Raw genomic sequence first — 14,069 nt, forward strand, 5'->3', positions numbered from 1 at the left:
CGAACATCCCGACGCGCGTCGCGTTCCAGGTGTCGTCGAAGATCGATTCGCGCACGATTCTCGACCAGATGGGCGCCGAATCGCTGCTCGGCCAGGGCGACATGCTGTTCCTGCCGCCGGGCACCGGCTATCCGCAGCGGGTGCACGGCGCGTTCGTCGCCGACGAGGAAGTGCACCGGGTCGTCGAATACCTGAAGCAGTTCGGCGAGCCGCAGTACGAAGAAGGGATCCTGGACGGCCCGGCCACCGATGGCGCGGCGCAGGACCTGTTCGGCGAAGCGCCTGATGCGGAAGCCGATCCGCTGTACGACGAAGCCGTCGCGTTTGTCGTGCGCACGCGGCGCGCATCGATCTCGTCGGTGCAGCGGCAGTTGCGCATCGGCTACAACCGCGCCGCGCGTCTCGTCGAGCAGATGGAAGCAGCCGGACTCGTGTCGCCGATGGGCATCAACGGCAGCCGCGAGGTACTCGTGCCGGCCGCGGCCGACTGAGTGCGGCGACCGTCCGGCCGCCGCCAGGACGGGCGAGCCGCGCAAGCGGCCGCCCGACATGCGAAGGGCGCTGCATCCGCGGCGCCTTTTTTACATCTATTGCGCCACCGGCACCAGCTTGAAATCGACCGGGCTGCCGACCGCGACCTTCCGCGGATTCGGGCCGAGCTGTCCGGTTTCGACATCGCGGCTGAACACGTAGAACGTGTCGCTGTCCTGGTTGCCGACGATCAGCCATTTGCCGGTCGGGTCGATCAGGAACTCGCGCGGCGTCTTGCCGAGGCTCGACTGGCGGCTGACCGTCTTCAACCGGCCATCGGCCTTGTTCACCGCGTAGATCACGATGTCGTTGACGTCGCCGCGATTGCTCACGTACAGGAAGCGGCCGTCCGGCGACAGGTGGATCGCGCCGCCGCCGACCTTGCCCTTGAAGCCGGGCGCCGTCATCGGCAGGATCTCGACCGGCGTCAGCTTGCCGTCGTGGTAGCCGAATACCTCGACCGACGCGCTGAGCTCGCTCGTCACGTACGCGAACCGGCCGTCGGCGCTGAACACCATGTGACGCGGGCCGGAGCCGGCCTTCACGGGCGTGTAGCGCGTATCGGTCGGGCTGATCAGCCCGCGGCTGCCGTCCACCGTGTAGCGATAGCCGTAGATCTTGTCCGTGCCGAGATCCTGCACGAACAGGTAATGGCCATCCGGCGAGAACACGGTCGAATGCACGTGCGCGCCGTCCTGGCGCCCCTTCACGGGCCCGGTGCCTTCATGATGCACCGTCAGCACGGCCTGACCCACCGCGCCGCCGTCGCGGATCGGGAACACCGCGAAGCTGCCGCCCGGATCCGCCGCGACCGAGTAGTTGGCCGTGACGAGGTACTTGCCGTCCGGCGACAGTGCCAGGTAGCAAGGATCGTTCCCTTCCGACGACACGCGGTCGATGAACGTGAGCGCGCCCGTCTTCGCATCGAAATTGAACGCGCTGACGCCGCCGCGCTCGGTGGCCGGTCCGTTGTCGCCGGGCAACTCGTTGACCGCGTAGACGGTGCGACCGTCGCGGCTCGGCAACAGATAGGACGGATTCACGGTCTTCGCCGACGACACGGGCGCGACGCTGCCCGTTTTGGTATCGAAGTGATAGACGTAGATTCCGTCGCTGCCGTGGCCCGTATAGGTGCCGACCAGCAGGTTGTAGACGCCGTCGGCCGGTGCCGGCGATTGCTGCGCAAAGGCGTGGGTCGCGGACAGGGAGAGCACGATCGCGAAACCTTTCATCCAGTGAGCGAGCCTAAGCGGGAACCCTCGTGTCGAAGCGCGTGCGTCATGCTCGCGTAAACGGTTGGGCATTGAATCCTCCTTGCATCGAGTCGCTTCAAGTGTTGAGATAGGACGAAACGCCGGCCGACCATGCGCTCCGCCGCCCGGCCGAGTATACGGGGCGCGACGCCGGCACGTGAAGCGCGGGCGCCGCAGCCTGCATTGTGAACTCGAATATCCAAGGACCGCTTGCCCATGCCCGCCCTGATCGAAGACTACGCCCTCGTCGGCGACGGCCACACCGCCGCGCTGATTTCGAAAGACGGCTCCGTCGACTGGCTGTGCTGGCCCCGCTTCGATTCGGGCGCCTGTTTCGCGGCGCTGGTCGGCACCCCCGAGCATGGCCGCTGGCTGCTCGCGCCGGCCGCCGACGCCGCGATCACGCACACGACACGCCGCTATCGCGGCGACACGCTGATTCTCGAAACCGACTACGAGAGCGCCGACGGCGCCGTCACCGTGATCGACTTCATGCCGCCCGGCAACGGCTGGTCGGAACTCGTGCGGATCGTCGTCGGCCGCCACGGCACGATGAAGATGCGCATGGAACTGGTGTTGCGCTTCGACTACGGTTTCTCGATCCCGTGGGTCACGCAGTTGTCCCGCGAGAGCGGGATGAAGGCAATCGCCGGTCCCGATACGGTCGTGCTGCGCACGCCGGTGGCCCTCACCGGCAAGAACCTTCACACGCTCGCCGAATTCACGGTGAGCGCCGACGAGCGCATCCCGTTCTCGCTTGGCTATGCGGCGTCGCACCTGCGGCTGCCGCCCGCGCGCGATCCGCTGTCGATGCTCGCCCGCACCGAGAACTACTGGCTCGAATGGTCGGGGCGCTGCCAGGTGCAAGGCCGCTATGCGGCCGCCGTGCGCCGCTCGCTGATCACGTTGAAGGCGCTCGCATACGAGCCGACCGGCGGCATCGTCGCCGCGCCCACCACGTCCTTGCCCGAGAAGATCGGCGGCAACCGGAACTGGGACTACCGCTATTGCTGGCTGCGCGATGCGACGATCACGCTGCTCGCGCTGATGCGCGGCGGCTACTACGACGAGGCGCGCGCGTGGCGCACCTGGCTCGGCCGCGTGATGGCCGGCTCGCCCGAGCAGATCCAGATCATGTACGGGATCGCGGGCGAGCGCCGGCTGCCGGAAATGGAGCTCGACTGGCTGCCCGGATATCAGGATTCGAAGCCGGTGCGCGTGGGCAACGGCGCGGCGAACCAGCTCCAGCTCGACGTGTTCGGCGAAGTGATGGCCGCGCTGCACCTCGCGCGCGTAGGCGGTCTGCAGGCCGACGACACCGTGTGGTCCGTGCAGTGCTCGCTGCTCGACCATCTCGAGAAGATCTGGCAGGAACCCGACGAGGGCATCTGGGAAACGCGCGGCGGCCGCCGTCATTTCACGTTCTCGAAGGTGATGGCGTGGGTCGCGTTCGACCGCGCGATCAAGTCGGCCGAGATGTTCCGCCTGCCCGCGTCGCTCGACCGCTGGCGCGCGCTGCGCGACCGCATCCACGCGGACGTATGCGACAACGCATGGCACGAAGGCAAACAGGCGTTTGCACAGAGCTACGGCAGCGACGAGCTCGACGCGAGCGTGCTGATGATGCCGCTGCTCGGCTTCCTGCCGCCGGAAGACCCGCGCATCGTCGGCACGGTGGCGGCGATCGAGCGGGAATTGCTGCACGACGGGCTGGTGATGCGCTACCGCACCACCGAGTACGACGACGGCCTGCCCCCCGGCGAAGGCACGTTTCTCGCGTGCAGCTTCTGGCTGGTCGACAACTACGCGCTGCTCGGCCGGATCGACGACGCTCACCGGCTGTTCAGCCGGCTGCTCGCGCTGTCGAACGACCTCGGGCTGCTCGCCGAGGAGTACGACCCGGTCGGCGGGCGGCTCGTCGGCAATTTCCCGCAGGCGTTCTCGCACGTCGCGCTCGTGCATACCGCGATGAACCTGATGCACCACGAAGAGGCAATGGCCCGCGCGGCCGGCCAGCCCGTGCCGGCCGTGGCGACGGGGCGCTGAGCGGCGCCAGGACAGCTTCGTCAGAGAACGTCAATTCGCAAAACTTTGATGAAAAATCGGGGAAATGTTGCATTGCAACACCGATCGTTGTCCGATATGATCGACGCGATTGTCCGGCCGCAGTGCAACATGGCCGGCCGCTGACCCACACGGCACGCGGCGACACCCCAAGCCGCCCTGCGCACCGTCCCCCCACGCGGGAGTAGTCTGCATGCTTTACCAACTGCACGAATTCCAGCGGGCCATGCTGAGTCCGCTCACGGCCTGGGCCCAGGCTGCCTCCAAGTCGTTCGCCAACCCGTCCAGCCCGTTCTCGCTGATGCCCGGCGCGCCGCGCATGGCCGCCGCGTACGAGCTGATATACCGGCTCGGCAAGGACTACGAGAAGCCCGAATTCAACATTCACCAGATCGTCAAGGACGGCCACAACATCCCGATCGTCGAGCAGACGATCGTCGAGAAGCCGTTCTGCCGCCTGCTGCGTTTCAAACGCTATTCGGACGACGCCGACGCCGTCACGCAACTGAAGGACGAGCCGGTCGTGCTGGTCTGCGCGCCGCTGTCGGGCCACCACTCGACGCTGCTGCGCGACACCGTGCGCACGCTGCTGCAGGATCACAAGGTGTACATCACCGACTGGATCGATGCGCGGATGGTGCCGGTCGAGACAGGCCCGTTCCACCTGCACGACTACATCGCGTATATCCAGGAGTTCATCCGTCACATCGGCGCGCGCAACCTGCACGTGATCTCGGTGTGCCAGCCGACGGTGCCGGTGCTCGCGGCGATCTCGCTGATGGCGAGCCGCGGCGAGGACACGCCGCTCACGATGACGATGATGGGCGGCCCGATCGACGCGCGCCGCAGCCCGACGTCGGTGAATTCGCTTGCGACACAACACTCGACCGCGTGGTTCGAGAACAACGTGATCCATACGGTGCCCGCGAATTATCCGGGCGAAGGCCGTCAGGTGTATCCGGGCTTCCTGCAGCACACGGGCTTCGTCGCGATGAACCCGGAGCGGCACGCACAATCGCACTGGGATTTCTACCAGAGCCTGCTGCGCGGCGACGAGGACGACGCCGAAGCGCACCGCCGCTTCTACGACGAATACAACGCGGTGCTCGACATGGCCGCCGAGTATTACCTCGAGACGATCCGCGTCGTGTTCCAGGAATTCCTGCTTGCGGAAGGCACGTGGGACGTCGAAGGCGAGCGCGTGCGTCCGCAGGACATCAAGCACACCGCACTGATGACGATCGAAGGCGAACTCGACGACATCTCGGGCAGCGGCCAGACACACGTCGCGCACGAGCTGTGCACGGGCATTCCGCAAGACGACCGCCGCAGCCTGACCGCCGAGAAGTGCGGCCACTACGGGATCTTCTCAGGTCGCCGCTGGCGCACGATCATCTATCCGCAACTGCGCGACTTCATCCGCGAGCATGCACCGGAACCGAAGAACGGCGCGACGAAGGCGCCCGCCGACGCACCGGTAGCAGCCCCCGTCGCCACGCTGCCGATCAGCCAGCCGCAGGCAGAAACGGCAACGCGCGCCACCGCCACCGTCACCGCTGCGAAGCGCACGCGCGCGAAGGCACCGGCCGCGACGGTCGCCCCCGCCAGGACGGCAGCCGCGAAGACCGCACCCGCTGCGAAACGCGCAGGCAGCACGCGCGCCAAACCGGCTCGCGCACGCAAGGCCGCCTGACGCACCGCGTTCGGACAAAAAAACACCGCCGTTGCTTACGCACGGCGGCGTTTTTTCATTCAGCGATCGCAGTTGGTGCAGTTCGGCGGCTCAGCGCCGCAGCAGATAAGCGAGCAGTACCTCGGTGTTCATCCTGACCATCTCCGAGCGCTCGTCGGCCTCGCTGAAGTCGCGGCCGAGCGTCGCGGCGAGCGTGAAGCGGTTCGACACGATGTAGTAGCCGAGCCCCGACAGCGTCACGTAGAAGCGCAGCGGATCGACGTCGCTGCGAAACAGCCCGGCCTTCTGGCCGCGCATCAGCACGTTGCCCAGCTTCGCGACGATCGGCGACATCATTTCGCGGATCCGCGTCGACTTGTGCAGGTAGCGCGCTTCGTGCAGATTCTCGTTGTTGATGAGCCTCAGCAACTCCGGATGATCGCGGTAGTAATCCCACACGAAATGCGCGAGCCGCGTGACGGCTTCGACGGGCGCAACGCCATCGAGATCGAGCACGCGCTCGGCCTCGGTCAGTGCGGAGAACGCGTGTTCGAGCACGGCCGTAAACAGCTGCTCCTTGCTGCCGAAGTAGTAATAGAGCATCCGCTCGTTGGTTTCGGCCCGGCGGGCGATCTGGTCGACGCGCGCGCCGAACAGCCCCCCACTCGCGAACTCTTCGGCTGCCGCCATCAGAATGCGGCGGCGCGTACCTTCAGGATCTCTTTTGATTTTTGGCTGATTCATGGTGGCGTTTTGCTATGTGAGCCGCGTGATCCGGACCGGCACCCCCACCGCCTTGGCGCCGACTGCCGTGGAACGGGCGCGCCGCATGCGGCCGCCCTCCTGCTGAGCCCCTGCAAAAAAGCGGTTTGATTATGCGCACAGACGGCGTCCAGCGCAATGCGGGAAATCGGCGATAATCGAGCTTTGGCAAACCTTTCCGGCCGCGCCAGACGCGGCCGAAAGCCAGTCGGCGCCGCAGCGCCCGTTGTCACCGTGACCGATTCCAAGACCCTCGCGGATCGCATCGAAGATCTGCTTCCCCAGACGCAATGCACGAAGTGCGGCTATAACGGTTGTCGTCCGTACGCCGACGCCATCGCCGCCGGCGACGCGAACTACAACCAGTGCCCGCCCGGCGGCGCCGAAGGCATTGCACGCCTCGCCAGCCTGCTCGGCAAGCCCGTGATCCCGCTGAACCCCGTCAACGGCTGCGAACATCCCCGCGCAGTCGCCTTCATCGACGAGAGCCTGTGCATCGGCTGCACGCTGTGCATGCAGGCGTGCCCGGTCGACGCGATCGTCGGTGCACCGAAGCAAATGCACACGATCGTCGAGTCGCTGTGTACCGGCTGCGACCTGTGCGTGCCGCCGTGCCCGGTCGACTGCATCGCGATGGTGCCCGTGACCGGCGATCGCACCGGGTGGGATGCGTGGTCGCAGGCGCAGGCGGACGCCGCACGCGAACGCCACGACCGCCGGCTCGCGCGCCAGCGCCGCGACCGCGAGGCCGCCGAAGCGCGCGCCGCCGCACGTCGCGCGGCGAAGCCCGCGCCGGATGCCGGACAGCCCGACACGCAGCCGACCGCGCCGAGCGCCGCCCCGGCCGACGACGCCGACGCAAAGAAACGCGCGATCATCGCCGCCGCGCTCGAACGCGCACGCAAGAAGAAGGAAGAGCTGTCCGCGCAAGGCGCCGGGCCGAAAAACACCGAAGGCGTGAGCACGGCCGTGCAGGCCCAGATCGATGCGGCCGAAGCGCGCCGCAAGCGACTCGCCGAGCAGCAGGCGCGGCGCGACGCCGAAGGCCGCGACGACCAGAGCGGCACATCCACGCCGCCCGACCACGACACGCCATGAACGCCAGCAAACGACGCGCGATCTACGAAACGCTGCAAAGCCTCAATCCGCATCCGACAACCGAGCTCGAATACACGACGCCGTTCGAGTTGCTGATCGCGGTGATGCTGTCCGCCCAGGCGACCGACGTGTCGGTCAACAAGGCGATGCGGAAGATGTTTCCGGTTGCGAACACTCCGCGACAAATCGTCGCGCTCGGTGAAGAAGGCGTCACCGACTACATCAAGACGATCGGCCTGTACCGGACCAAGGCGAAGAACGTCGTAGCGACGTGCCGGATCCTGCTCGAGCGCTACGACGGCGAGGTGCCGGCCGATCGCGAAGCGCTCGAAAGCCTGCCGGGCGTCGGCCGCAAGACCGCGAACGTCGTGCTGAACACCGCGTTCGGTCATCCGACGATCGCGGTCGACACGCACATCTTCCGCGTCGCGAACCGCACGGGGCTCGCCCCGGGCAAGGACGTGAAGGCCGTCGAGACCGCGCTGGAGAAGTTCACGCCGAAAGAATTCCTGCAGGACGCGCATCACTGGCTGATCCTGCACGGCCGCTATGTGTGCAAGGCACGCAAGCCTGAATGCTGGCATTGCGCAATCGAGCCGCTGTGCGAATTCAGGCCGAAGACGCCGCCGCCGAACGAGTGACCGCCGGCAGGCTGACGCGCCGCAGCGGCGCCTGCGGTGTTGCCCTTCCCTTTTCCTTTTCCCGCTATGCGTTCGATGTCGCGGTCGCGTCGTCGGCTGCCGCACCGCCCGCGCGCACGAGCGCCAGCACCGCCGCGAGAATCGCGACGCCGCCCGCCCACTGCAGCGGCGACAGCGCTTCGCCGAACAGGAGTGCCGCGAGCGCGACCGTCACGACCGGCTCGAGCGTCGACAGCATCGACGTGCGGGCCGCGCCCAGCCGCTCGAGCCCGGCGAAGAACGCGAGCATCGCCGCGACCGTCGACACCAGCGCGATCGCGAGCATCGCCGCCCAGCCACCGGCCGTCACCGGCCAGCGCGGCGGCGCGCCTAACATCGTGGTCCGCACGAGCGCGATCGCGAGGAGCGTGGCGGTCGCCGACAGGCAGATGATCGCGGTGGTCGCGAGCGGATCGACGCCGCGCGTCGCCTTCGTGCCGCCGACGATGTACAGCGAATAGATCACCGCGGCCGCCAGCGCGAGCGCGATGCCGAGCGGCTCGCCGTGACCGCCGCCGACCATCAGCGCGGAACCCGCGACGCAGAGCACGAGCGCGACGGCCTTCGCGCGCGTGAGCCGCTCGCCGAGCCACCACGCGGCCAGCAGCGTGACGAAGGCCGGATACAGGTACAGCAGCAGCGCGACGAGGCTCGCCTGCGCATGCTGGAGCGCGCTGAAGTAGCAGAACGACTGTCCGACGTAGCCGAGCGCCCCCATCGCGACGAGCGGCACGAGCGCGCGGCCGCGCGGCCATGCGACGCGGCGGTGGCGGGCAATCGCGGCGAGCACCGCGCCGCCGATCGCGAAGCGCACGATCAGCAAGCCGAGCACGTCGACGCCTGCCGCATAGGCATAGCGGCCGAAGATCGCCATCGCGCCGAACGCGACGGCGGACAGTGCGACGTAGAGCGCGCCTTGCAGCGCGGAGGACGGTGAGCGGGCGGTAGCGGACATGAGGAAACGGCGCGAGCGCAACGACGGATGTCGTGGGAGTGTAGCGGCGCGGCGGCCGGCAGCCTAGTCGGCGCTTACCCATTGCGCGGCGCAGCCGCCGCCAGCACCGCGCGCCGACCCGGCGTACAATGCCCGACGCGGCATGACGCCGCCCGAATCACGACGTTTCCCCACCATGTTCAATCCGAGTCGCGACGAAGTCCGCCGCTTTTTCACCGAAACCTGGCGCAAGCAGCGCGCCGGCGAGATCCTGACGCCGCTGGAAGCGATGGCGGCCGACTGGATCGTCGAGCACCCCGAATACCACGCCGACCTCGCGGACGCCGACGGCGCCGCCGCGCGCAACTACACGCCCGAGGAAGGCCGCACGAACCCGTTCCTGCACCTGTCGATGCACCTCGCGATCAGCGAGCAGCTGTCGATCGACCAGCCGCCCGGCATCCGCGCCGCGCACGACAAGCTGGCCGCGAAGCTCGACTCGACTCACGAAGCGCAGCACGTGATCATGGAATGCCTCGGCGAGACAATCTGGGAAGCGCAGCGCACCGGCACGCCGCCCGACACGGACGCGTACCTGCAACGCATCCTGCGTCGCGCATCGCGCGACTGAGTGCCGCTGCCGTGCCTGACTGCGGACAAACAACGCGGACAAAAAAATACCCCGCCGTGGCGGGGCATCCTTGCTGCGCGGGCCGGCGAGGCCCGTCGCGCTTACTTCTTGAACACGAGGTCGCCCTTGAGCGACTCGATGTAGGCCGCGATGTCCTTCATGTCGCTGACCGACAGGTTCTGGACCTGTGCCTGCATGATCGCGTTGTTGCGACCGAGCAGCGGGTTGGTCAGGCCCATCTGGTACTGGCGCATCGCCCACACGAGGTAGTCGGCGTGCTGGCCCGCGAGGCGCGGATATTCGGCGTTGATCGGCTGGTTCAGTTGCGCGCCGTGGCAGGCCGCGCAGTTGTGCGATTCAACCAGATCCTTGCCCTTCGACGTGTCCGCCGCATGCGCGGTACCGATCGCGAGGCCGGCCGCCAGTGCAACCGCCGCCGTCTTGAATGCGTTGTTCATGAATGCTCCTGTCCCGCCGGCGAGATTGGCGGCGCGCGCTTTACTTGTAGGGATTGTCCTTCGAGTCCGCCTTCTGGGCAGCGTAGTAGGCTGCCAGATCGGCGATGTCCTGGTCCGTCAGCGAACCGGCGATCGCGTTCATCGACGGGAAGTGACGATCCTTCTTGCGATAGGACTTCAGCGCGTTCTCGAGGTATTGCTGGTTCTGGCCGCCGAGGACGGGTACCCGGTAGACCTCCGGATAGGCTGCGCGGTAATCCTGGATGCCGTGGCAACCGATGCACATGGCGGCCTTGCCCGCCCCGTCCTTCGGGTTGCCGACCACACCGGCCGCCTGCGCGCTGCCCGCGAGCGCCACGAGCGCTGCGACAACGACGTGTTTGCCGACGAATTTGTTCATAGCTCTTGTAACCTAGCTTGAGGGGAAACTGGCGCCGAAGCGGCAACGGCCCGCGCCGTTTTGCTTATCGGATCGCCACGCAGGCCAAAAAAAACGGCCAGATTGTACCGCGTCGGCGGGGAACGCGTCCATATGGCGCCCCGGTCCACCCCGCCGCAGCCCCGCAACGATACGCGGGCCCGGCCGAACCGGACAGCCCTTCTGACTTATACTGGGTTTTTTTGCGATTAAGAAGAGCGCCGCCATGCGTTTCGAAGGATCCTCGCACTACGTTGCCACCGACGACCTCAAGCTCGCAGTCAACGCCGCGCTGACGCTGCAACGCCCGCTGCTCATCAAGGGCGAGCCCGGCACCGGCAAGACCATGCTCGCCGAGGAAGTGGCCGCCGCGCTCGACATGCCGCTGCTGCAGTGGCACATCAAGTCGACGACGAAGGCGCAGCAGGGCCTGTACGAATACGACGCGGTGTCGCGGCTGCGCGATTCGCAACTCGGCGACGCGCGCGTGAAGGACATCGCGAACTACATCGTGAAGGGCGTGCTGTGGCAGGCGTTCGACGCCGAGCACCCCAGCGTGCTGCTGATCGACGAGATCGACAAGGCCGACATCGAATTCCCGAACGACCTGCTGCGCGAGCTCGACCGGATGGAATTTCACGTGTACGAGACGCGCGAGACCGTGCGCGCGAAGCACCGCCCGCTCGTGATCATCACGTCGAACAACGAGAAGGAGCTGCCGGACGCGTTCCTGCGCCGCTGCTTCTTCCACTACATCCAGTTTCCCGATCCGTCGACGATGCAGAAAATCGTCGGCGTGCACTTCCCGAACATCCGCGAGGAACTGCTGCGTGCGGCGCTCGAAAGCTTCTTCGAACTGCGCAGCGTGTCGGGGCTGAAGAAGAAACCGTCGACGTCCGAACTGCTCGACTGGCTCAAGCTGCTGCTCGCCGAGAACATCCCGGCCGACGCGCTGCGCGGCGCCGACGCGAAGCAGATCGTGCCGCCGCTCGCGGGCGCGCTGCTGAAGAACGAGCAGGATCTGAGCCTGCTGGAGCGGCTCGTCTACATGAACCGGCACAACCGGTAACCCACCCGCGAAGGCCCGGCCATGCTGCTCAATTTCTTCTACGCGCTGCGCGCAGCCAAGCTGCCCGTCTCGGTGAAGGAATACCTGACGCTGCTCGAATCGCTGAAGGCCGGGCTGATCTCGCCGTCGATCGACGCGTTCTACTTCCTCGCGCGGATGACGCTCGTCAAGGACGAGCAGTATTTCGACAAGTTCGACCAGGCGTTCGGCGCATATTTCCATGGCGTGTCCGCGCTGCCGTCCGAAGCGTTCGACATTCCGCTCGACTGGCTCGAGAAGCGCCTCGAGCGCGAGCTGTCGCCGGAGGAAAAGGCGCAGATCGACGCGATGGGCGGGCTCGACAAGCTGATGGAGCGCCTGAAGGAGCTGCTCGACGAGCAGAAGGAGCGCCACGAAGGCGGCAACAAGTGGATCGGCACCGGCGGCACGTCGCCGTTCGGGCACGGCGGCTACAACCCCGAAGGCATGCGCATCGGCGGCCCGTCGAACGGCAACCGCACCGCGGTCAAGGTGTGGGAGGCCCGCGCATTTCGCGACTATGACGATTCGGTCGAGATCGGCACGCGCAACATCAAGGTCGCGTTGCGGCGCCTGCGCCGCTTCGCGCGCGAAGGCGCTGCCGAAGAGCTCGACCTGCCCGGCACGATCCGCAGCACGGCAGCGAATGCCGGCTGGCTCGACCTGCAGATGGTGCCCGAGCGGCACAACAACGTGAAGGTGCTGATGCTGCTCGACGTCGGCGGCTCGATGGACGACCACATCAAGCGCACCGAGGAGCTGTTCTCCGCCGCAAAGGCCGAGTTCAAGCACCTGGAGTTCTACTATTTCCACAACTGCGTGTACGACCATCTGTGGAAGAACAACCGCCGCCGTCACTCGGAGCGCACCGCGACGTGGGACGTGCTGCACAAGTTCACGCCGGACTACAAGCTGATCTTCGTCGGCGACGCGACGATGAGCCCGTACGAGGTGCTGCAGCCCGGCGGCTCGGTCGAATACAACAATCAGGAGGCCGGCGCCGTGTGGCTGCGGCGCCTCGCCGACCAGTTTCCCCATCATGCATGGCTGAACCCCGAGCCCGAGCGGCTATGGGAATACCGGCAATCGGTCGCGGTGATCCGCGACCTGCTCGGCCAGCGCATGTATCCGCTTACGCTCGCGGGCCTCGAAACCGCGATGCGCGCACTCAGCAAATAACGAACCCGCCCTGCAGACACGAAGGCCGCGTCCGAGCGGCCTCCCTCCGGAGATAGCATGAATCCCTCGCCCACCGCGAGCGCTGGCCGCGCCGGCGGCCGCCGCTTTTTCAACGATACGTCCGTGTCCGCGCTCGTCGCCGGCTTCGTCGCGATGATGACGGGCTACACGAGCTCGCTCGTGCTGATGTTCCAGGCCGGCCGCGCCGCACACCTGAGCGACGCGCAGATCTCGTCGTGGATCTGGGCGCTGTCGATCGGCATGGCGCTGACGACGATCGGGCTGTCGCTGCGCTTTCGCGCACCGGTGGTCGTCGCGTGGTCGACGCCCGGCGCCGCGCTGCTGATCGCGTCGCTGCCTGGCGTGCCCTACCCGGAGGCGATCGGCGCATTCGTCGTATGCGCGCTGCTGCTGACGGCCGTCGGTGTGAGCGGCCTGTTCGACACGCTGATGCGGAGGATCCCGGCCGGCATCGCAGCCGCCTTGCTCGCGGGCATCCTGTTCGAGATCGGCATCGAGATCTTCCGCGCCGCGCAGTTCCAGACGGCACTCGTGCTCGCGATGTTCTTCACGTACCTGATCGTCAAGCGGCTCGCGCCGCGCTACGCGATCGTCACGACGCTGATCGTCGGCACCGCGGTGGCCGGCGGCCTCGGCCTGCTCGACTTCAGCCATTTCCACATCGCGCTCGCGCAGCCCGTGTTCACGATGCCCGCCTTCTCGATCGCGTCGATCGTCAGCATCGGCGTTCCGCTGTTCGTCGTCGCGATGGCGTCGCAGAACGTGCCGGGCATCGCGGTGCTGCGCGCGGACGGCTATCAGACGCCTTCATCGCCGCTGATCGCGACCACCGGCCTCGCATCGCTGCTGCTTGCGCCCTTCGGCTCGCACGGCGTGAACCTCGCGGCGATCACGGCCGCGATCTGCACGGGCCCCGAAGCACATGAAGATCACGCGAAGCGCTACACGGCCGCCGTGTGGTGCGGCACCTTCTATCTGATCGCCGGGATCTTCGGCGCGACGATCGCGGCGCTGTTCGCCGCGCTGCCGAAGGCGCTCGTCGTATCGGTCGCCGCGCTCGCGCTGTTCGGCTCGATCATGAGCGGGCTCGCGAACGCGATGCAGGACGCGAAGCAGCGCGAAGCCGCGCTGGTCACGTTCATGGTCACGGCTTCGGGCCTCACGCTGCTGTCGATCGGCTCGGCGTTCTGGGGACTCGTCGCGGGGATCGTCACACAGGTGATCCTGAACGCCCGGCGTCCCGCCTAGCCCCGTATAGCGGGGGCCTGCCGCACCGGCGGC

General features: G+C 67.0%; 14 protein-coding genes. 9 read left to right on the plus strand and 5 right to left on the minus strand.

What is annotated here, in order from left to right:
• Positions 1 to 491 (plus strand): DNA translocase FtsK (locus tag J7024_RS28485; RefSeq protein ID WP_327796271.1); only part of this gene is annotated, 491 nt, incomplete at its 5' end.
• Positions 492 to 587: 96 nt separating this feature from the next.
• Here J7024_RS28485 and J7024_RS28490 read toward each other — a convergent pair.
• Positions 588 to 1,835, minus strand: coding sequence for a lactonase family protein (locus J7024_RS28490; protein ID WP_124827628.1), 1,248 nt, complete (start codon positions 1,833 to 1,835; stop codon positions 588 to 590).
• 165 nt (positions 1,836 to 2,000) lie between these two features.
• Here J7024_RS28490 and J7024_RS28495 point away from each other — a divergent pair, with 165 nt between their 5' ends.
• Positions 2,001 to 3,830, plus strand: coding sequence for a glycoside hydrolase family 15 protein (locus J7024_RS28495; protein WP_124827629.1), 1,830 nt, complete (start codon positions 2,001 to 2,003; stop codon positions 3,828 to 3,830).
• A 211-nt stretch (positions 3,831 to 4,041) separates the two neighbouring features.
• Positions 4,042 to 5,541: a polyhydroxyalkanoate depolymerase gene (locus J7024_RS28500; RefSeq protein WP_124827631.1), complete on the plus strand. Its 1,500-nt coding sequence runs from the start codon at positions 4,042 to 4,044 to the stop codon at positions 5,539 to 5,541.
• A 90-nt stretch (positions 5,542 to 5,631) separates the two neighbouring features.
• Here J7024_RS28500 and J7024_RS28505 read toward each other — a convergent pair whose 3' ends face one another.
• On the minus strand, positions 5,632 to 6,264 hold the full coding sequence (locus tag J7024_RS28505) for a TetR family transcriptional regulator (protein ID WP_124827632.1): 633 nt from the start codon (positions 6,262 to 6,264) through the stop codon (positions 5,632 to 5,634).
• Positions 6,265 to 6,420: 156 nt separating this feature from the next.
• On the opposite strand from J7024_RS28505, the gene rsxB reads away from it, so the two are divergent.
• Positions 6,421 to 7,380, plus strand: a complete 960-nt coding sequence (gene rsxB, locus J7024_RS28510; protein ID WP_234745658.1) for an electron transport complex subunit RsxB — start codon at positions 6,421 to 6,423, stop codon at positions 7,378 to 7,380.
• On the plus strand, positions 7,377 to 8,021 hold the full coding sequence (gene nth, locus J7024_RS28515) for an endonuclease III (RefSeq protein WP_096502058.1): 645 nt from the start codon (positions 7,377 to 7,379) through the stop codon (positions 8,019 to 8,021). Before rsxB ends, nth begins: the two co-directional genes overlap by 4 nt.
• A 64-nt stretch (positions 8,022 to 8,085) precedes the next feature.
• On the opposite strand, the gene J7024_RS28520 is transcribed toward nth, so the two are convergent.
• Positions 8,086 to 9,015, minus strand: coding sequence for a DMT family transporter (locus tag J7024_RS28520; protein WP_124827634.1), 930 nt, complete (start codon positions 9,013 to 9,015; stop codon positions 8,086 to 8,088).
• A 142-nt stretch (positions 9,016 to 9,157) separates the two neighbouring features.
• Here J7024_RS28520 and J7024_RS28525 point away from each other — a divergent pair, with 142 nt between their 5' ends.
• Complete coding sequence (locus tag J7024_RS28525) at positions 9,158 to 9,625, plus strand: DUF1841 family protein (RefSeq protein ID WP_390679620.1); 468 nt, start codon at positions 9,158 to 9,160, stop codon at positions 9,623 to 9,625.
• Positions 9,626 to 9,726: 101 nt separating this feature from the next.
• On the opposite strand, the gene J7024_RS28530 is transcribed toward J7024_RS28525, so the two are convergent.
• The gene (locus tag J7024_RS28530; protein ID WP_124827636.1) at positions 9,727 to 10,083 is read right to left on the minus strand and encodes a c-type cytochrome; all 357 of its coding nucleotides are present in this window, start codon (positions 10,081 to 10,083) and stop codon (positions 9,727 to 9,729) included.
• 40 nt (positions 10,084 to 10,123) lie between these two features.
• On the minus strand, positions 10,124 to 10,483 hold the full coding sequence (locus tag J7024_RS28535; RefSeq protein ID WP_124827637.1) for a c-type cytochrome: 360 nt from the start codon (positions 10,481 to 10,483) through the stop codon (positions 10,124 to 10,126).
• A 244-nt stretch (positions 10,484 to 10,727) separates the two neighbouring features.
• Between J7024_RS28535 and J7024_RS28540 the strand changes: the two genes are divergently transcribed.
• The 3 genes from J7024_RS28540 to J7024_RS28550 are packed head-to-tail and all read left to right on the plus strand — an operon-like array spanning position 10,728 to position 14,036.
• Complete coding sequence (locus J7024_RS28540) at positions 10,728 to 11,570, plus strand: AAA family ATPase (RefSeq protein ID WP_096502069.1); 843 nt, start codon at positions 10,728 to 10,730, stop codon at positions 11,568 to 11,570.
• Between the two features lie 21 nt (positions 11,571 to 11,591).
• A complete protein-coding gene (locus tag J7024_RS28545) occupies positions 11,592 to 12,767 on the plus strand; it encodes a vWA domain-containing protein (RefSeq protein ID WP_124827638.1) in 1,176 nt (391 codons plus the stop codon).
• Positions 12,768 to 12,824: 57 nt separating this feature from the next.
• Entirely contained in the window at positions 12,825 to 14,036 is a 1,212-nt protein-coding gene (locus J7024_RS28550; protein WP_124827639.1) for a benzoate/H(+) symporter BenE family transporter, read from the plus strand.
• Positions 14,037 to 14,069: the final 33 nt, after the last annotated feature.

This window comes from Burkholderia sp. WTPI3 (assembly GCF_021483755.1).
Classification (GTDB): domain Bacteria; phylum Pseudomonadota; class Gammaproteobacteria; order Burkholderiales; family Burkholderiaceae; genus Burkholderia.